This window comes from Brasilonema sennae CENA114, assembly GCF_006968745.1.
Lineage (GTDB): Bacteria > Cyanobacteriota > Cyanobacteriia > Cyanobacteriales > Nostocaceae > Brasilonema > Brasilonema sennae.
This window is the reverse complement of record NZ_CP030118.1, coordinates 3384174-3403929: the sequence shown is the minus strand read 5'-3', so window position 1 is coordinate 3403929 and position 19756 is coordinate 3384174. Positions and strand designations below refer to the sequence as shown.

The following is a 19756-nucleotide window of genomic DNA, read 5'->3' as shown; positions in this document are numbered from 1 at the left end:
TAGGGTGGGCACTGACTAACCACTTATGGCACACCAATGACATAGAAAAGTCGCCAGTGCCCACCTTATACCAATTCAAAATTCGCTCATCACCGTTCGCGCAGCGTGCCCTACGGGCATAGATTTGAGTCTCCTGAGCCTGCCTTCGGCGGAGCCGAAGGGAGACGCTGCGCTTACGAATGTACTCGACATTATATTGAAACTGTATTTAGTGGCATCACTCGTGTTTTCCCAAAGTCAATCCATGCGGTCAGATATAAAGGGTTTTTACTTAAACTGGAAGCATTTCTTTTTGCATATACTCTTCAACACGCGTTTATTTGAAGGTAATCTTTACTATTTTAAAATAATTTAACACTTAGATTTGCACTCTCTACAGAAGTGACGGTGCGCGTAGCGCACCGTCAACTTGTCGTGTGCGATCACCTTTGGTGGCTCCTCCGGAGCATCGCATGAATCAACAAGTGAAAAGCACCCATAATTTAATAACCCAAGTTGTGGGTTATTACTTCAAGAAGACCTCGCCTGTTTTTTCAATTTTCATCGCAATTTTATCCTCACCAAAATTCTTCCCTTCATCCAACTTGACCTCTAATAATCCGGGTGCTGTTTCTTTTTGAAGATGAACACTAAGCAGTCCTTTATCCTGTCGTCGGAAGCTAATAGCTACAGCGACTGGTAAGTCTTTTAAGGTGACAGTTGATTTTCCGGAAAGGGTGCGTTGTTTGGTATGTCCAATGACTTCGTAAGCTAGCACAGCGTTAGTTTGGTTAGTCAGCTTCACGTTAACTTTTCCATTTACAGGTACAATCTTAGCGCTTGGAGTTTGTAGCTCTTCTGGCATAGGTGGGATTACAGAATCATTAGAAGTCTTGGGCGTTTGTTGAGCTTGGGCGCTTTGTGCTAAAAAAAATGGGATTGCAATTGATGATAAACCAATTAGTAAGCTTCCACAAATTGCTCCTACCCTCACAAAATTATTTTTGATAGAGTGTTTGGATTTAGTCATATTTTCAGATCCTATAGCTTTGCATAAGGTTTTATTGTTTTCATTGTTTTCTAACTCTTTATCATAAATATTTTGAGGAAGAGGAATAAAAAGTGTTACCCCAGGAATGAGTAGAATGACTTCTGGATTAGCATGATAAATTTGTTGCCACCGACTACGAACGCCATAAAATTTTTCGGCTATTTTTGGTAGTGTATCTCCATCTTTGACAGTGTAAAACATAAGTGCATTCTCGTGAGTTATCAAACTATTGACGTATTTATGATTTGAGCTACTGCATTTGAACAGGAATTGCACCTTTAGCACAGATAGGTCGATATTTCTTCCCTGACGACGCAAAAAAGAGCGCAAATTCTCGCCAACGGAGCTATTTTCTACAGTTTGTTATTTAGTTAATTGTGACAGTAGGGGCTGTGTCATGGTAAGAAGCTTGAACAGGTCTGGTTTTGAGCCATAAACTTCCTCCGAGAATCAGAGGTACTACTCCAACAGCGCTAACAATTTTTTGCTGAATTTCCATAGTTCAATCTCCCATCCATTGAGTTTATTGTTATTTGCTTATGTTTTCATGTTAAATAGGTTTTCTAAGAAAACGATGAGAGAAACATAAAATTTTGGTTTAGTCAAAGCGCAAATTTATCAAGATTAACAAGAGAAATTAAAAAAATGCTCAGAGGATAAATGACAGCAGTTTGTTTTTAGATAAATTATATATAGCAATCCTAAATGAGTTGTGAAATTATTCGTTGAGGTAGGGAACAGGGAACAGGGAACAGGGAAGAAGAATATACAAATGTACTTTGTTTTTTCACAAATGAAATAGGACTGCTATAGCAATCCTAAATAATCGCTAAAGCCAGCTAGAAAGACAAAGCGATGCAGCCCCATCCTGTCCATAATGATTCCACTAATAAACACGTAGAGGCTACCGAAAATGAGCAGGATGATGACAATATAGTCTAAGTCTGTTCGTCTCAGACTCACCCATCTCCTGCTCTCGCTGATTCTTTCTATATTTTCTTTTTAATTCGGAGGATCAAAGCGATTAACAAAGGCAGCCCAAGGAATCATTGGTAAACCCACGGCAAAACAGAACAACCATTGGTCAAACCTGAGGGGTACTGTGAAGAAAAACTCATTAATTAAAGGTACATAAGAAAAGCAAAGCTGCAAAATTATTGCGCCAATAATACCAAAGCCAATGGCTGGAATATCAACGTTTTCTTTAATTGTACCGTCCATTTTGGCAATCAGATTCGGCACTAATTGACTCAGGCTCAACAGATAAAAGATTCTGCCTGCAATTAAAGCATTGATTGCCATAGTACGGGCTAGATTTATATCCCCTGTAGTTTGTCGAATGTATTCAAAAACTCCAAATATCACAATCCAGTTAAACAGAGAAATCGCCAAGATGCGTTTGATTCTACTACCTGACAGTAATGCTTCATTGGGACGACGGGGCGATTGCTGCATGACATTTTGAGGTTTCGGCTCAAAGGCTAAGGGGACTGTCATGGTAATGGAATTAATGACATTCAGCCAAAGAATTTGCAATGATAATATCGGTAATTCTCTGCCTACCAGCGTGCTGAATAAAATTGTCATCGACTCTCCACCATTGACTGGGAGAATAAAGCACATAGCTTTGACAAGATTTTTGTAAACAGCACGCCCTTCCTCAACCGCAGCTTTAATTGAAGCAAAGTTGTCATCGGTGAGTAGCATATCAGCCGCTTCCTTTGCTACCTCAGTTCCCGCCATACCCATCGCAATGCCAATATCGGCTTGTTTCAAGGCAGGTGCATCGTTCACTCCATCCCCCGTCATGGCGACAATTTCGCCTTTTGATTGTAACGCTTCTACTAGACGCAGCTTTTGTTCTGGTGCGACGCGGGCGAATACAACCCCATCTTCTGCAACTTGGGCAAGTTCTTGGTAGTCCATTTGAGCAAGTTCAGCGCCGGAAAATGCCAGCACCGAACCATTTTTATTGATGCCCATACGAGTTGCGATCGCCTGCGCTGTGACAGCATGGTCGCCAGTAATCATCTTTACCTGAATACCCGCTTCTTGACAGGCTTTCACCGCTTTCATCGCACTTTCGCGTGGTGGGTCAATCATCCCCTGCAAGCCCAAGAAAATCAACCCAGTGTCAATATCTACGTGGTCTACGGTAGTTTGTTCGTTTGGTACAAGCTTCTTTGCCAACGCCAACACCCGTAAGCCTTGACGTGCCATAATATTGACTTCCCGTTCGATAGAGGAGGTATTTAATGTCTCTTGGCAGTCGATTGGTTTGAGTTGTCCGTTGCTATTTAACATGAAGGTGCAGCGTTTGGCGATCGCCTCTACTGAACCCTTAACATAAATCGTCTTACCTGTTGGAGTTGCGTGCAGAGTCGCCATGTACTGAAACTCAGACTCAAAAGGAATCCCATCCAGTCTCGGCATTTGCTGTTCTAGAAGCGGCTTGATTAACCCCAATTTATTAGCGGAGGTGATTAATGCCCCCTCAGTCGGATCACCAACAACAACCCATTTACCGTTTTTGGTTTCCAAGTGAGAGTCATTGCATAACAGTCCAGCGCTGAGACATTCGTGCAAACCGAGATCGCCACTCAAGTCGATTCGTTTGCCATCTTGTACAATTTCTCCTTCCGGAGAATAACCTACACCAGTGACTGCATACTGATGTCCTCCCGCATAGATAGCTTGCACTGTCATTTGATTTTCGGTCAAAGTGCCAGTTTTATCGGAACAAATGACAGTCGCACTACCGAGAGTTTCTACTGCTGGCAGCTTGCGGATAATTGCGTGGCGACGAGCCATGCGGGATACACCGATAGCTAGTGTCACAGTCACTACCGCTGGTAATCCTTCCGGAATCGAGCCGACAATTAATGCCACAGTAGCTTCTATAGCATCTCTCCAAGGTTTGGTTTGCAGTCCCGCCATCAAAGTCAGGGTTGCAACCCCCAAAACCATGTACAGCCAATTTTTGCTGAATTTGTCGAATTTTCGGGTTAAGGGGGTAGAAAGGTCGATTTTATTTTCTAATAGCTGAGAAATTCGCCCTGTTTCGGTAGTATTACCCGTGGCTACTACTATACCTGTCGCCTGCCCAAAAGTAACAAAACCGCCTGTATAAGCCATATTTTTGCGTTCTGCTAACGGGATATCTGGCGGTAGGGGCGGCGTCTCTACACCCGCCTCTTTTTCAACAGCTACAGACTCACCAGTCAGGGCGGATTCATCTACTTGCAGATTCCGCACCTTAATCAGTCGTAAGTCAGCAGGTACTTTGTCACCAGAAGTTAACAGCACCACATCGCCAGGAACTAACTCTCGTGAGGGAATGCGTAACTTTTGGTTCTCGCGGATAACAGTTGCTTCTGTCGTGATGGATTTAGCTAGGGCTGCGATCGCCCCTTCCGCTTTCGATTCCTGAACATATCCAATAATGGCGTTAGTTGTAGTTACACCCCAAATCACAAAAGCGTTGACAAACTCACCTATAATTGCCTTAGTAGCACCCGCAATTAGCAAGATGTACAGTAGCGGCTGATTATATTGCAAAAGAAATTTTAACCACCAGGGTTTTCCTTTCTTTCCGGTCAATTCATTGAAACCAAAACGCGCTATTCGCTCTTTGACTTGAATACTATTCAAGCCCTGTGCTTGGTCAGTTTCTAACAAGTCGATTGTTTCTTCTATATCGAGGGAATGCGAGTTTTGAGGCAGCTTGTCTTGCATTGGGCGAACTGGTTTCAACTTAACTTTATGGGTAGATACAGATCTAGTCATGAGTAAATTCCGATTACAGGGATATAAATTAATTAGGAATCCAGTTTGCTAAGAGAGGAACATCTGTCAAATTCCAGCCTTGCTCAGTTTTCACAATTTCTTTAGTGTTGGCATCAATGTACACTTCTAAATCATTGTTTAGTTCAACTTCCCACACCAAATTATTATTTTCATGCTCTAAATTGACATCAATTGCTGCTGTACCTGGGTTAGCAGCAAGAACCGTTTCTATGGCTTCAACCATTGTGACCGCAGGTGCTGTGTTGTCAGGAGAAGCTTGAACAGGTCTAGTTCTAAAAAACCAACCTCCTACAAGAATCAAAGCTACTACTCCACAAGCAGCTATAATTGTTTGCTTAATTCCCATAATTCAACTTCAGAATTGAAGGTTTGATGTTATTAGCTCATACCTTTATATTAGAGAGGCTTTTTAAGAATACGATGAGAGTAACAAGAAAGTTTTGGTATGAGAAAAGCTTCAAAAAATAGATATTACCAAATTAGATTAAGAAAAAGATGAGAGTCTAGAAAATAAGTTTTTATATAGCAATCCAATATGAATGGTGAGAATCAAAAGTCTCAGAGGTCATTTATAAAGTAAATTTTAAGAGCCTGATTGATGTATTTTGTAGTATTTTGTAGGTTGGGTCGAGGTAACGAGACCCAACTAAGAAGATAAATGTTGGGTAACGCTAAAGCTCTACCCAACCTACACAGACTTAATCTTTACTTTATAAATCAGATCTGAGAAACCCGGTAACTTCTGCGAAACCGGGTTTCCCATTTTTCATGATTGATGCGCGGATTGCTATATGTAAGTAAAGAGAAATATATATAATAATTGTAGGTTTGCTTGAACGTTGCGACTGTCTACGCTAACCTACAATTTATAACTATTAAAACACTAGCTTCAATACGTTAATCGCACTTACCAAAAAGACAATAGAGAAAAAAAGACCCCACAAAAATCCTCGCATAGCATACGGATAACAATCAATCATATATTGACTAGCTTCAGTTTCACATATCGTGTCTTCAGGTATCTGCTGCGATTGGGATATTTGCTGTAATGAAGTTGCATTCAGTTCCATTTCACTTACTGTCATGGTCTAACCCCATTTCAACTCGCTATAATTTAAAATTACAAAACGAAATTAAGAAAATAATGAGAGTCAACAACCATTAGCCCATATCATTAATTTTGATGGATTACATAATTTAATGAATTACCCTTTTTTCCTTTTCTCTTGGCGCACTTGGCGTCTTGGCGGTTCGTTTATTTGATCTGTCTCACGCAAAGCCGCAAAGGCGCAAAGAAGAACGCAAGGGTGTGGCTAATTACCTGAAAACTGCTGTAACCCATCAAAATTAATGAGACAGACCACTATGTTGGGCAATCGGTAGAGTGACGGTAAAAGTAGTTTCTTTGTTAGGAATGCTGTCAGCAGTAATAGTACCGCCATGCAAGCGAGCAATTTCGTGAGCGATCGCCAACCCCAAGCCAGCTCCACTTTTTCCTTGGGAACGGGCTGAGTCTGCGCGATAAAACCGCTCAAATAGGTGAGGTAAATGCTCTTTTGAAATACCTACTCCTGTGTTAATGATCATCACCTGCACGACATTTGAGTGCAAATTTGACCGCACCCAAACAACACCTCCTTGTGGTGTGTATTTAACGGCGTTGTCTACCAGGTTCAAAAACAAACTGGTCAACTGGTCGGGATCGCCTTGCACCCACAAATCGGGGGTCAAGTTATTTAGCAGCTTAATCTGTTGCAATTCTGCGGCATATTGCACTTGTTCCACAATCACTTCCAACAAGTTGTTTAAGTCCACAGGTAATGGCTCAAAAGGCAACTGTCCTCGGTCAATCCTTGCTAGTAACAGTAAACCATTGCTGAGGCGAATGAGCCGGTCTACCTCTTGTTCTAAATCCTGCAAGGTTTGGTGGTATTCATCTGGAGTGCGTTCCCGACTGCGGGTTACGTCTATGCGTCCTTTGATAACCGTCAGGGGAGTACGTAATTCATGGGCTGCATCAGCTGTAAACCGTTGTTCCCGTTCAAAACCTGCTTGTAAACGTTCTAACATCTGGTCAAAGGTGGTCGCCAACTGTCCCACTTCATCTTTTGCCCCTTTGTAGTTTAGACGTTGGGCGAGGTCAATGGCGCTAATAGCTTGAGCAGTCTGAGTGATTTGACTGATGGGTTGCAATGCTCTTGATGAGAGAAATAAACCACCACAACCAGCAAATATCAGTATAAATGGCAACAAAAATAAAAGTTCTGCAGATAATTTATCGGATATTTCTTCTAATGCCTCAAGAGACTTTGCTATTTGCAACCAGCCGATAATCTGACCTTGACGGATTACTGGCTGGCTAATTAGTCGCCAGTCTGCCTTATTTCTTGCCACTCTTGTGTATCCACTGGCACTTGGTATCCAGAGAGGCACTTCTTGGTATTTGCCAAAGCCGTCCACTATTTTGCCTTGGGGAGTGATCAGGCGAACTGCAAATCCAGCCTCTATCAAACGTTGTACGGTATTTTGTCGGCTTGGCTTGTCCGCAAAGGCAAGGGCGTTATTCTTATCGCTTAAATAAACCAAGGACTGAGAACCTGCTATTTGCAGAGCGGTATCCGCCTGGTTAATTATTTTACGCTCAAGTCGGAAATACAAGTAGCCCGTGAACCCGCCCAGAGTCAGCCCCAACAACAGGAGATACCAGGCAGTTAATTTTATACGTACAGGGATGTGATTCAGCCACTTCAAACTAATCATGATTCAGCATCTGCGCTGAGGCAATATCCTACACCACGCACTGTGTGCAGGAGGGGTTTGTCGAAACCGTGGTCTATCTTGCGTCGCAAGTAGCCAATATAAACATCAATAACGTTGGAATTTTCATAAAAGTCAAAATTCCAGGTATGTTCGGTTATTTGATTGCGGCTAAGTACTTGGCGAGGGTGGCGCATAAGATACTGTAGCAGTGTAAATTCACGGGGGCTAAGGTTGATACTTTTTCCAGCGCGGCGTACTTCCCTAATCGCAACGTCCATCTCCAAGTCTCCGACTCGCAGTATTGTGTCCTGTTGCATCGGAGGACGACGTAGTAAGGCACGCAGACGCGCCAATAGTTCGCTCAAAGCAAAGGGCTTAAACAAATAGTCATCAGCACCAGCATCTAGACCTCGAACCCGGTCTTCTACAGCATCACGGGCGGTTAGTAGCAGTACAGGGGTTTTAAGACCTTGCGATCGCAGTTTCCGCAAAACCTGTAGACCGTCCATTTGAGGCAACATTATATCCAATACAATGATGTCATACTCTGCGGCTAAAGCATAATTTAGTCCCTCCTGACCATCAGTAGCTATATCTGTTGCGTAACCTGCTTCTTTCAATCCCTGACTAATAAATTGAGCAATGCCAGGTTCATCCTCTACTATTAAGACGCGCATAAGTCAAGCAATGCTAGATTTTGAAGCCACTCCGTTGCAAAGGCAGCGAAGTGCGGTGAATCATCCCTATATACTTGTATTTTCCAATAATTCCTAATTAATGGCTACACTGGCTACAATCAAAAGAGCTGCCAAGCTGTGTAAGTAGCATAGGGTGTATTGCACCCAAAGTATTTAAAACCAACTAAAATCAACCATTTCTTCCTGTCAGCAACTCAAATTTGCTCGTATATCTGAAATATTCCGAAATAATTCAACTTGAGATTGTAGTTTGGTGTATTCTTGCCAACATAAGATGTACCCTTCCAGGGAGTTGCACCATACTTATGAAACTGGAGTCATTTTGTCAAATCTTGACAGCGGTTACTCAATCCTTAGCCATAGCTTCACTGAGTACGTTTCCTATAATTGCAGCTATCAATCAGCCTAGTTTTGCTAATAGTAATAAATTCTCCTGCGAAAAGCGTAATGGTACACCAGTAACAATGGTTCGTACCTCACGAGGAAATGAAACGTTTATTCGTTGGGTGGTTAGGGATTTTAAAGCTTTTCCACCGGAGAAACGTTGTGCGATCGTTTCTGCAAGATTCCAACAATACTATGATAATGGCTCAGTATACATCACAAGTAAAGATAACTTTAAAGGTTATCCTGTGTTGTGTATTGCGAGTCGTAAGGGTGGTTCTTGTGCCAACGATCAGGATGTACTAGTCACCCTTAAGCCGGGAACTGATACTGGACGCGTGCTGAGACAAATTCTTGATTTCCGCCGAGGCGCTGATGCGAAGCCGATTGAACTGAGCGGCAGTCAATATGTATCCTATTCTGATGGTGATTTATACGTAGATGTTAAGCAACTTGTAGATACAGATGACAGCGCGGGAGGTAATAAGCCTGCTGTAACCAATATTCCTAGTTCAGCACCACTTGAGCGTCGCTTTTGATTCTCAGTTAATTTTGGAGTCAGGAAGAAATGACTTGGAGATGGGTAACGCGGGGGCTTCATTGTACACTACTTTTGGTTGCCTGTCTTGGTGGAATTGCGATAAGCGGAGCTTGCTGCCAAGGGCAGATCGCACTCCCAAGACACAAACCCATTTCTGTGTCTTGTCAAAACCAAAATTGCAAGCTTTCTCAACTCTCGGTAGCCCAAGTGCAACAAAAAGCTGAAGCAATTACAGTCAAAGTTTTGTCAAAAGAGTTACTAGGGACAGGAACTTTGATGAAAAGAAATGGACAAGTTTATACCGTAATTACCAATGCTCATGTGTTGAGATCCGCTGATCCTCCGTATCAAATTCAAACTCCAGATGGGCGTCTTTACTCTGCTGTGGTTTCCAAGTCTGTTGTATTTAAAGATAGAGATTTGGCTATACTGCAGTTTCGTAGCACTAATACAGTTTATACAGTTGCAACGCTGGGAAATTCATCCAGTTTGAAAGTTGGGGATAAGGTATTTGTTGGTGGATTTACGTCACGTGCGGAGCAAAATGGGGCAAATCAGAAATACCTCACCCTGCCCTATCGGGCATCCCTCTGGAAAGTTGGGAGTGGGAACCTCACCCTGCCCTATCGGGCATCCCTCTCCTTGGTAAGGAGAGGGAAAGATTTTCGCGAAGCTAGGGAAGTTGGGAGTGGGAACCTCACCCTGCCCTATCGGGCATCCCTCTCCTTGGTAAGGAGAGGGAAAGATTTTCGCGAAGCGAAAAGCGAGGGTGAGGTGAAAAGCGAGATGTGTGTTGCAAACAAGGGAGTAGGCAGTGAGTATGTTTTTACAGAGGGAAAAGTTTCGCTAATACTGGATAAGGCTTTGGAGGGGGGTTACCAAATTGGGTACAGCAATGAAATACGCAAGGGTATGAGTGGCGCACCGTTGCTAAATCAGCGAGGAGAAGTTGTGGGTATTAATGGATTGCATAAAGATCCAGTATGGAATACTCCTGAATTATATATGGATGGTTCTGAGCCTTCTAAAGCTTTACAAGAGCAGATTACTCGTTCCAGTTTGGCAGTGCCCATAAAAACTGTTGTGCAGTTAGCTCCAAAGTTGGTGACACGTTCACTTAAGATGAGTGTATCCTTCGACTCCGCTCAGGTTACACCGCTAGTGAATTTTGATGCAAAACAAAAGTTCGATTTATGAGAGGACAGGTGATTAAGCTTTCTTGTGGTTTTTCTGTAGCGCTACTAGGTGCAGCACTTGTCATGGTACAGTCTCAAGTTGTAATAGCATTAACTCCACGAGAAGTCAATGGTATTGCCAAGCAGATTACAGTTCGCATTGATGGCGCAAATCCTGGATCTGGAGTTATTATTAAGCGCCAAGGAAATACTTATACTGTCCTCACTAACTGGCATGTGCTGAAAGAGAATGGAAACACCGTTCAAACTCCTGATGGTCGGCGTTACACTGTAAACCAGAGTCTAGTCAAACCTTTTCGAGGGTTAGATTTGGCGGAGTTCCAATTTACAAGTACGGAAAACTACCGTAAGTCTGAGTTAGGTAATTCTCAACAATTAAGTGAAGGCATAGCAGTTTATGCTACAGGTTGGGCAAATCCTGATGGTATCTGCTTACAACGCTGCTATCGATTTTCACTAGGAAGCATTTCCGTCATCTCGCCTAGTTCCAAAGATGGCTATGCTATGGTTTATACTAATATTATTAAGCCAGGTATGAGCGGTGGTCCAGTGCTAGACGAGCAGGGACGATTAATAGGAATTAACGGACAAAGTAAGCAAGAACCTATTACTGGTTCTATAGATTATTTAGGTATCCCCATTAACACTTATTTAAATTATACCTCAGAAAAAGTATTTCAACAGTCGCAAGTTGCTGTTTCTTCTGGAGGAGCTAAATTTTTTTGTGGTATGAACGAAGGTATGCTAGCTACATTAGTGAGAACTTCACAGGGAAACATACCAATGATTCGCTGGATCTCTGGAAATGATTCTGAAAAAACAGCACGCTGTAAAGATGTATCTGCCAGATTCCAGAGAACCTATGAAAATGGAACATTAAACTATCTAAGAACTGGGACTATAAAAGGACAACCCGTAATTTGCGCTGCTGCTAGCAAGGAAGATATTTCTCCTTGCACAGATAGTACTGTATTATTCATACTTAAGCCAGGCACTAATCCACAACAGATACTTGACAAGTTGGAGGTTCAGAGGACTAGAGCCTATGATCCTCAACTTAAGTTATAGGAATGTAGGAAGAAAAGATAAATATAAAGTTTGTTATGGGGTAAGTCAGGCTAATTAGAGGGCATATAAATGAAGTTTTCTTACGGACTTCCAATAGTGTTACTGGGTGCAGCAGTTGTCATGGTACAGTCTCAAGTTGCTGTAGGATTGACGCCAGCAGAAGTTAACGCTATTGCTAAACAGATTACAGTTCGCATCGATGGCGCTAATACTGGATCTGGAGTTATCATTAACCGCCAAGGAAATACTTACACTGTCCTCACAAACGAGCATGTGGTGCGATTAAAGGGAAACTATACTCTCCAAACTCCTGATAATCGGCGCTATTCTTTTAACCAAAGTGTAGTCAAATACTTTCCTGGTGTCGATTTAGCAGTGCTGCAATTCACTAGTACAGAAAATTACCGGAAGCCAGAATTAGGTAATTCTGGACAAGTGAGTGAAGGTACAACAATATATGTCACTGGCTGGGCTGATCCTGATGCTGTGAGTCCAGAGCGCAGTTATACTTTTTTACCAGGTGGCATTTCTAGGATTGTGAGAAATGCTAAGAATGGATACGCCTGGGTTCATACTAATCCAACTAAGCCAGGAATGAGTGGTGGTCCAGTTTTAGATGGACAAGGGCGATTGGTAGGAGTTAATGGATTATCGCTCACGAATCCTGGGACAGGCGCGACGGATTTTTTTGGGATTCCTATTAATACTTATTTAACGCTTGCTGCTAAACAAGGTGGAAATCAGCAAGCAACAAAACCTTCTTCTCCACCAAGTAGAAAAAAGACTGCTGTCACCTCACCACCAGCTACCACCTCACCGCCTCTAAATACCAACAGTACAGCAGCCAATTTCGTTTTAGCGAATAGTGTTATTGCAGATTCCTCAAATAATGAATTCTTCTATGGGGTTAATTCCGTCGCCATCAGCCCGGATGGCAGGACTTTAGCTAGTGGTAGCTGGGACGATACCATCAAAATCTGGAATCTTGCAACTGGGCAACTCATCCGTACTCTCGCTGGTCATTCCTATTCGGTTAATTCCGTCGCCATCAGCGCAGATGGCAGGACTTTAGCTAGTGGTAGTTTTGACAAGACTATCAAAATCTGGAATCTTGCAACTGGGCAACTCATCCGTACTCTCGCTGGTCATTCCTATTCGGTTAATTCCGTCGCCATCAGCGCAGATGGCAGGACTTTAGCTAGTGGTAGTTTTGACAAGACTATCAAAATCTGGAATCTTGCAACTGGGCAACTCATCCGTACTCTCGCTGGTCATTCCTATTCGGTTAATTCCGTCGCCATCAGCGCAGATGGCAGGACTTTAGCTAGTGGTAGTTTTGACAAGACTATCAAAATCTGGAATCTTGCAACTGGGCAACTCATCCGTACTCTCGCTGGTCATTCCTATTCGGTTAATTCCGTCGCCATCAGCGCAGATGGCAGGACTTTAGCTAGTGGTAGTTTTGACAAGACTATCAAAATCTGGAATCTTGCAACTGGGCAACTCATCCGTACTCTCGCTGGTCATTCCTATTCGGTTAATTCCGTCGCCATCAGCGCAGATGGCAGGACTTTAGCTAGTGGTAGTTTTGACAAGACTATCAAAATCTGGAATCTTGCAACTGGGCAACTCATCCGTACTCTCGCTGGTCATTCCTATTCGGTTAATTCCGTCGCCATCAGCGCAGATGGCAGGACTTTAGTCAGTGGTAGTTTTGACGATACCATCAAAATCTGGAATCTTGCAACTGGGCAACTCATCCGTACTCTCGCTGTTCATTCCAACGGGGTTAATGGAGTTAGTTCCGTCGCCATCAGCGCAGATGGCAGGACTTTAGCTAGTGGTAGCGGTGACAAGACTATCAAAATTTGGAATTTCACTACGGGGCAACTTATCCGTACTCTCCAAAGTCATTCCAGTTTTGTTAATTCCGTTGCCATCAGCGCAGATGGCAGGACTTTAGCTAGTGGTAGTGAAGACAAGACTATCAAAATCTGGAATCTTGCAACTGGACAACTCATCCGTACTCTTGGTGGTCATTCCAAACAAGTTTTGTCCGTCGCCATCAGCGCAGATGGCAGGACTTTAGCTAGTAGTAGTGAAGACAAGACTATCAAAATCTGGAATCTTGCAACTGGACAACTTATCCGTACTCTCGGTGGTCATTCCGAGTGGGTTCGTTCCGTCGCCATCAGCCCAGATGGCAGGACTTTAGTCAGTGGTAGTGGTGACAAGACTATCAAAATTTGGCGGTTGTCTGAGCGTTGATTTTCTGATTGAGTCATTTAATTTATTTTTCATTAAGATCTAGGAAATAAATAAACGTAACTGTGTCATTGCGAATGCGATCGCTACGCGATCGCGGAGGACATATCACGAATAATGTTATAGCCCACATTTACTCATGCCGAATGCGGTTTCTAACCGCCTATTTACTTTCTTTAACATCCAAAATTTGAAACGACTTAATCATCTGTTCCACATCTGCCAGATATTTATCATACTGTGTCACTTCTGCTGTATAGGTAACATAATAAGCCTTACCACCTCTAACTGTTCCTATTTCCATCACTTTTAAACGACATTGCTGTTCTTGACGCCTATAGCTCAATTTATAAGCTTTGTAATTTGACAGCGTAGTAGCAGATGTTGATTCATCAGCAATTTGAGTATCTGGAATAATATTTTTAATTTTATTTTCTACTGATTCTTTATATCCTTTAAGTGAAAATCCCTGGGATAATTCACTAACATTTACAACGATTTCTAGCGGACAAGCATTTGATGGTTTGTCACTGCTAGGAATAAATTTTGTCACCTCATCACCAAACTTAACTGGCTCATCTTGTCTTGTCCAATTTTCAGGATATTTTATTTCTACACCGTAATCAGAGTAAGTATTCGCCGAAAAATTTGGTTTTGGCTTGGTTGGTTTCACATTCCAAAACTGATAGCCGAACCAGATAATAAGAGGGATTAACGCTGCTACTATCCCCACTCCAACCCAAACTTTCTTAGGAGGCGATTTGGATGATAAACTTCTGACAGCTTGCAAAGCCTCATCTGCTGATTGGTAGCGCTGACTGAAGTGATCGCGCACCATTTTATCTATGATATTGGCTAGCTTTGGACTAACCTTTGCGCGATCGCGCCAAATAATTTCTCCTGTCTTGGAGTCTGTAGGCAATCCTCCATGTCTTGGATTGGAATTCATCCCTGTCAAAGCTTGAATACAGATAACTCCAACTGCATAGATGTCGCTGCTTAATGTTGGTTTACCTTTGGCTTGTTCGCTTGGTACATAACCAGGAGTGCCAACAGCAACAGTAAAATTAGTATGTCCTTGAGCATTAGCTATTTGAGTGGCTATTTGCTTAACTGCACCAAAGTCAATCAGCACAATTTTGCCATCTAATTCACGTCGCATAATATTTGAGGGTTTTAAATCCCGGTGAATCACCCCTTGTTGGTGGACAAAGGCTAAAACTTCTAAAATCTCTTTTAAAAGCTTAATCACCTCAGGTTCACTTAGTTGTCTTCCAGAAAAGACTTCTTGATTGAGATCCTGACCTTTAATGTATTCCTGAACGATATAAAATTCTTGATTTTGTTCACAATGTGCTAGAAGTCTTGGGATTTGGTCATAATTTCCTAAGACTTCCAGCATCTGTGCTTCCTGGTCAAAAAAACGTTTTGCGTGATGTAGAGTGTAGGCGTCATCTGACTGAGGTTTGAATTGCTTGACAACGCACTGAGGATTCCCTGGTCGCTGCGTATCCTCAGCTAAGAAAGTGACACCAAACCCTCCTTTTCCTATCTGTCGGATAATGCGGTAGCGTCCACATATTGTTTGACCCACCATTTAAGTCACCGTGTGTTCAATAATTTATCACTGTTTTAGCTTATTCTCTCATCAGTAGACCCATGTCCTATCCATAGCAATCCAATTCAGAACCCCGACTTCTTAGAGAAATCGGGGTTCTTGTTGTTCAGGAATGATTGCGGATTGCGATATTATCTTTGGCTAATATCAAGTTCGGATGAACACTTATAAAAAGAACCTTACCCCGCCCTATGCCTAACGGCACGCTACGCTATCGGGCACCCCTCTCCTTAGCAAGGAGAGGGGCAGGGGGTGAGGTCGTTTTATCGTAACTAATTAGGCGAACTTGATATAACAACTGATGACAGACAGCGAATAACTGATTTACTGCCAAACAAACACCTTAGCTTCGTATGGTCCAATATCAATCGTAATGCTATTGTCGCTAGCTTCTACATCATAATTGCCTGTCCACTCGTGCCATTTGCCATTGTTGGAGAAGTTAGAAACTTGATACCCACCTAAGAAGTTTTCTGAGAAATTCGCCACAACCACAACACGAGAACCTTCATCGTTCCAACGGCTATAAGCTAATACTTTATCTTCTGGATTTTCGTGAATGAAATCAACATTTTCTGTGTAGAGAGCATGATTGCTTTTACGCAGGTGTATTAAGCCTTTGTAGTATTCAAACAAGTTACGATTCAAATCATTACCTAGCAATCCCCATTCAATTTTAGATGATTCTTGTGTATTCGGCTTGTACTCGCCAAACTCCTGACCCATCCAAAGCATGGGTATACCCATTGCTGTTAAAAGGATAGCAGCTCCCAACTTCAACCGCCTAAAAGCTTCTTCATCAAAGATATTGTTGTTACCCAATTCCACCATTAAGCGATCATGATCATGGTTGGTGAGGTAATTCACAACATTTGTAGCACCCATGAAGCCTTGACGCTTTGCGTCGATCGCATCTTTGAGGCGTTCTAAATCAAAGGTGTTACCACAGATATGATCCTTAATACAATGATAGAAACTATCATGCCAGCAGCCATCCATTGGTCCATCAGCGTTGGTGATACTGGTCGTTTCTGGAATATGTTCGGCAATGTTATAAAAAGGCTTCATGCTGGCAGTATCTCTGGCTTCTTCGGTTATCCAGTGCATGAAATCATAGTTAGCAATTTGCCGTGCTGCATCGTAGCGAATTCCATCAAGGTGATACTCACTAACCCAATAACGAACTGTATCGCCAATAAATTTGCGAGCAGGATAAGTCTCTAAATTTTCATCATAGTGTTCGTAATTAAATTCTGGTCCCCAGTTATTATCGGGATCGCGAGGCTCATGATGATACCAATAATCGTGGTCAATTTGTGTTAATGGAGCTGATGATTCTGAATGGTTATAAATACCATCCATAATCACACGAATTCCTCTTGCATGGCACTCATCAACAAGATTTTTTAATCCCGATGTCGGACCGTAACTTGATTCTGGGGCAAAGAAGTGGCGTGGATTGTAACCCCAACTATAATCTCCTGGATATTCTTTAACTGGCATTAACTCAACCGCATTAATTCCCAGTTCACTGAGGTAATCTAACTTCTCAACGACGTGCTTGTACTTTCCTCGTGCATGTGGATCATCTTCTCCTCCAGAAAAGTCACCAACGTGCAATTCATAAATAACTAATTCCTCGTTTGCGGGCAGATGTTTATCGTCGTGTTGCCAAACGTAAGTATCTACAACACGTTCCCCATCTTTTATATGTACAACACTGTCATCATTCCCACTCATTTCATCAATATCAGTTGCATAGGGGTCTGTGACATCTACCCATTGGTCTTGTTCAAAAAACCAAGACTTTGACTGCACACGAAATTTATATTTATAATCACCATCTTCTAATTCAACGGTTGTGCGAAAATAACCATCCTCACGTTTTTTCATTGAAATTGGTTTCCAATCAGAAAAAGAACCAATTAAAGAAGCTGCTTCGTTGTAAGGTGCAAATAAATTAAATTCAATTGGCTTTGCCATAGTGAGTATATAAAAGGAGATGCATTGAAAAAAGACAAAATTTAAGTTACTAATGACTATAAGGATAATGGCTCAAAGCGATTAACTTATAGTGATTAGCAAGTGTTTAATCAATTCCGGCAGTCATTAGTATTTTCTAATTTAGAAACAAACTAGCCAATCATCCTCAAGAGATAATAAAATCATTTTTACGTATCTCTCAAGAAGGAATTTTTATATAAAGTATCTTTATGTTTGATAAATTAATTAATTATAAAGTTTTAGTGATTGTTCTAAGATAATTAGAAAAAATAAGTCAAAACCTTGTCAATCAAAAAAAAAAGTTGTAAGTGAGGAATAAGTGACTCCTCATTTCTCACTTTTTTAGTTGTAACTCGAAGTAGAATGTTCAGGTTTGCTCGTTGTTTTTATAACTAGCAACAGCCGCCCTGAGATTACCTTGGTATTGTGACAAGAGTTGTAAGCCCTCCTCTTTTTCCAAACCAGTCCAATGCATCAATAGCGCCAACTTTACCCACTTACCACTGCGTTCCAATAAAAAACCAGCGGCTTCTCGACTTAAACCTGTGAGGTCTTGTAAAATACGCATAGCGCGATCGCGTAACTTTTGATTCGTTACCGCCACATCCACCATGCGATTGCCATAAACTTTACCCAACTTCACCATCACACCTGTAGACAGGGTATTTAAAGCAAGTTTAGTGACTGTACCCGCTTTGAGACGAGTTGAACCTGCAAGAATCTCTGGTCCAGTCAACAAGCGAATATCAATATCAGCCTCACACTCCACTTGTTCAACAGGGACGCAGGCTATAAATATAGTAGTTGCTCCTCGCTGACGAGCAGCACTCATCGCGCCATGAACAAAAGGTGTTGTTCCACCGGCTGTAATCCCAACCACTACATCAAGTTGGGTGATTTGTCGTTGGGCGATCGCCGCCTCACCATCTTCAGCGCTGTCTTCCAAATCTTCCGAACTACGGACTAGTGCACCCGCACCACCCGCAATAATTCCCTGTACCATCTCTGGGGGTGTACAAAAAGTAGGTGGACACTCTGCAGCGTCTAACACTCCTAACCGACCACTTGTCCCCGCTCCGATGTAAAAAAGGCGTCCCCCGTTGCGCAAACATTCGGCAGTACGTTCAATCGCTTGAGCCAACTGAACTTTAGCTGCACCTACTGCTGCCACTGCCTTTGCATCTTCGCGATTGAATAACTCTACCAGTTCAACAGAACTTAGTTGGTCTAAATTAAGACTGTCAGGATTAACCTGCTCTGTCAAAAGATGACCGCGCCCCTGTAAATTCGTCGTCATTTGTTTTTTTGTCCAAAGTGCAATTGAAAAGCAGTACTGTGAGCGGGTTTTCCGGAAGTACTACAGTTTATTTGTAATCAGTCATCAGTAGTGACTAGTGACTAATGACTTACTACAGTAATCCTTCCAGTTTCCGGCGAATGCTGTCTAGTTCCGAATCAGAAATTTCCGGTTTTTCCTGCGACTCCTGGCTGCGAGGCAGAGTTTCCTCAGCAACATTCTCCTGGGACTCTAGTTTCCAGTCTGTTTCATCAACGTTGACTTCTGGGGGAATTGCCAAAGCACTGTCATTTGGGACAATTTCCCAATCGTAATCCGCACCTTGACAAAATTCTTTCACTTCCTCTGAATCAATCGCCTCTACAGTTGGTGAGAGGAAATCTTGAGCTTCCAGCATGAGGGCAAAGCGTGTCGCGTCGTCTTCTGACTCGAACATCAGAACTTTATTGCGATCGCCCACCTGAATTGTGTGGATTCCCTCATTTTCTGTCCGAGCATTAAACAGTAGTACAAAAACACGCATGGGTGTAATCATTAATCTTACATTTTTGATCTATTTTTAATTAAAGTTCTAGAAGGCGTCCAATGAAAAGTCGAAGCAAAAATTTTCACTTTTTTATCAAATCTTAATATTTTCCTGACAAGGTAAAGACCACAATATCAATAATTTTCTTCAAGAAAGTGACTAGTCTCTCAACAAACACAGGGGTGTAGGGGAAAAGAGTGTTTTTTCGATTCGTAGCGGGTGGTGCGTCCCCCCTGGGGCGCTTTCAACAAACATCATCCCTTTTGTTGCCTGTTCCCTGTTAAGCGTTCCCTCTTTTCTTACGAATACTGATAAAAAACTCCTGCCGTCTTTTGTATCGTCGGTTATCCTGGAGTAGGCGCAATTAATTGTGTACCAATCAGTTCTACCAATGTGGCAGTTTCATCCGTATCTTGAGTGCTAAGTTCTGAATAAATCCTTACAGATATATTCGGGGGATAAAATCAGGAAAAAAGGCTATGATGGCTCCACAAATAAATTCTGGACACAGTGCTGTGAGCGGCTGTACCCACTTGATGTAAATGCCGTTAGTTTTTCGCCT

The 19756-nt window shown here is 42.2% G+C and carries 16 protein-coding genes and 1 pseudogene; 5 read left to right on the top strand and 12 right to left on the bottom strand.

Annotation, left to right across the window (positions count from 1 at the left end):
• Positions 1 to 183: 183 nt before the first annotated feature.
• Positions 184 to 324: pseudogene (locus DP114_RS36565) on the top strand (IS982 family transposase); the annotation flags it as partial.
• Positions 325 to 505: 181 nt separating this feature from the next.
• Here DP114_RS36565 and DP114_RS14430 read toward each other — a convergent pair.
• From DP114_RS14430 to DP114_RS14400, 8 genes are all read right to left on the bottom strand, one after another.
• The gene (locus tag DP114_RS14430) at positions 506 to 1231 is read right to left on the bottom strand and encodes a LysM peptidoglycan-binding domain-containing protein (protein ID WP_169267272.1); all 726 of its coding nucleotides are present in this window, start codon (positions 1229 to 1231) and stop codon (positions 506 to 508) included.
• 166 nt (positions 1232 to 1397) lie between these two features.
• Positions 1398 to 1529: a hypothetical protein gene (locus DP114_RS35760; protein WP_256379380.1), complete on the bottom strand. Its 132-nt coding sequence runs from the start codon at positions 1527 to 1529 to the stop codon at positions 1398 to 1400.
• A 308-nt stretch (positions 1530 to 1837) separates the two neighbouring features.
• Complete coding sequence (locus DP114_RS14425) at positions 1838 to 1993, bottom strand: hypothetical protein (protein WP_169267273.1); 156 nt, start codon at positions 1991 to 1993, stop codon at positions 1838 to 1840.
• 39 nt (positions 1994 to 2032) lie between these two features.
• A complete protein-coding gene (locus DP114_RS14420) occupies positions 2033 to 4765 on the bottom strand; it encodes an HAD-IC family P-type ATPase (protein ID WP_171978196.1) in 2733 nt (910 codons plus the stop codon).
• A gap of 79 nt (positions 4766 to 4844) precedes the next feature.
• Positions 4845 to 5183 (bottom strand): PepSY domain-containing protein, encoded by a 339-nt coding sequence (locus DP114_RS14415; RefSeq protein WP_171976420.1) that lies wholly within the window; start codon positions 5181 to 5183, stop codon positions 4845 to 4847.
• 529 nt (positions 5184 to 5712) lie between these two features.
• Positions 5713 to 5922, bottom strand: coding sequence for a hypothetical protein (locus DP114_RS14410; protein ID WP_171976419.1), 210 nt, complete (start codon positions 5920 to 5922; stop codon positions 5713 to 5715).
• Between the two features lie 262 nt (positions 5923 to 6184).
• Positions 6185 to 7597, bottom strand: coding sequence for a sensor histidine kinase (locus DP114_RS14405; RefSeq protein WP_171976418.1), 1413 nt, complete (start codon positions 7595 to 7597; stop codon positions 6185 to 6187).
• The gene (locus DP114_RS14400) at positions 7594 to 8274 is read right to left on the bottom strand and encodes a response regulator transcription factor (protein WP_171976417.1); all 681 of its coding nucleotides are present in this window, start codon (positions 8272 to 8274) and stop codon (positions 7594 to 7596) included. The genes DP114_RS14405 and DP114_RS14400 overlap by 4 nt, the downstream gene beginning before the upstream one ends.
• A gap of 326 nt (positions 8275 to 8600) precedes the next feature.
• On the opposite strand from DP114_RS14400, the gene DP114_RS14395 reads away from it, so the two are divergent.
• The 4 genes from DP114_RS14395 (at position 8601) to DP114_RS14380 (ending at position 13752) form a co-directional block, all read left to right on the top strand.
• The gene (locus tag DP114_RS14395) at positions 8601 to 9218 is read left to right on the top strand and encodes a COP23 domain-containing protein (RefSeq protein ID WP_171976416.1); all 618 of its coding nucleotides are present in this window, start codon (positions 8601 to 8603) and stop codon (positions 9216 to 9218) included.
• Positions 9219 to 9247: 29 nt separating this feature from the next.
• Positions 9248 to 10417, top strand: coding sequence for a S1 family peptidase (locus DP114_RS14390; RefSeq protein WP_171976415.1), 1170 nt, complete (start codon positions 9248 to 9250; stop codon positions 10415 to 10417).
• Positions 10414 to 11484 (top strand): COP23 domain-containing protein, encoded by a 1071-nt coding sequence (locus tag DP114_RS14385; protein WP_169267280.1) that lies wholly within the window; start codon positions 10414 to 10416, stop codon positions 11482 to 11484. Before DP114_RS14390 ends, DP114_RS14385 begins: the two co-directional genes overlap by 4 nt.
• A 69-nt stretch (positions 11485 to 11553) precedes the next feature.
• Positions 11554 to 13752 (top strand): trypsin-like peptidase domain-containing protein, encoded by a 2199-nt coding sequence (locus DP114_RS14380; RefSeq protein WP_172195214.1) that lies wholly within the window; start codon positions 11554 to 11556, stop codon positions 13750 to 13752.
• A gap of 160 nt (positions 13753 to 13912) precedes the next feature.
• Here the strand turns inward: DP114_RS14380 and DP114_RS14375 are convergent, their stop codons facing one another.
• The 4 genes from DP114_RS14375 to DP114_RS14360 form a co-directional block, all read right to left on the bottom strand.
• Positions 13913 to 15346 (bottom strand): serine/threonine-protein kinase, encoded by a 1434-nt coding sequence (locus DP114_RS14375; protein ID WP_171976413.1) that lies wholly within the window; start codon positions 15344 to 15346, stop codon positions 13913 to 13915.
• A 345-nt stretch (positions 15347 to 15691) separates the two neighbouring features.
• Positions 15692 to 17350 carry an alpha-amylase family glycosyl hydrolase gene (locus DP114_RS14370; RefSeq protein WP_169267283.1) on the bottom strand — a complete coding sequence of 553 codons (1659 nt, stop codon included), beginning with the start codon at positions 17348 to 17350 and terminating at the stop codon, positions 15692 to 15694.
• 388 nt (positions 17351 to 17738) lie between these two features.
• On the bottom strand, positions 17739 to 18668 hold the full coding sequence (gene murQ, locus DP114_RS14365) for an N-acetylmuramic acid 6-phosphate etherase (RefSeq protein WP_169267284.1): 930 nt from the start codon (positions 18666 to 18668) through the stop codon (positions 17739 to 17741).
• A gap of 112 nt (positions 18669 to 18780) precedes the next feature.
• Positions 18781 to 19203, bottom strand: coding sequence for a DUF3110 domain-containing protein (locus DP114_RS14360; protein ID WP_169267285.1), 423 nt, complete (start codon positions 19201 to 19203; stop codon positions 18781 to 18783).
• Between the last annotated feature and the right edge of the window lie 553 nt (positions 19204 to 19756).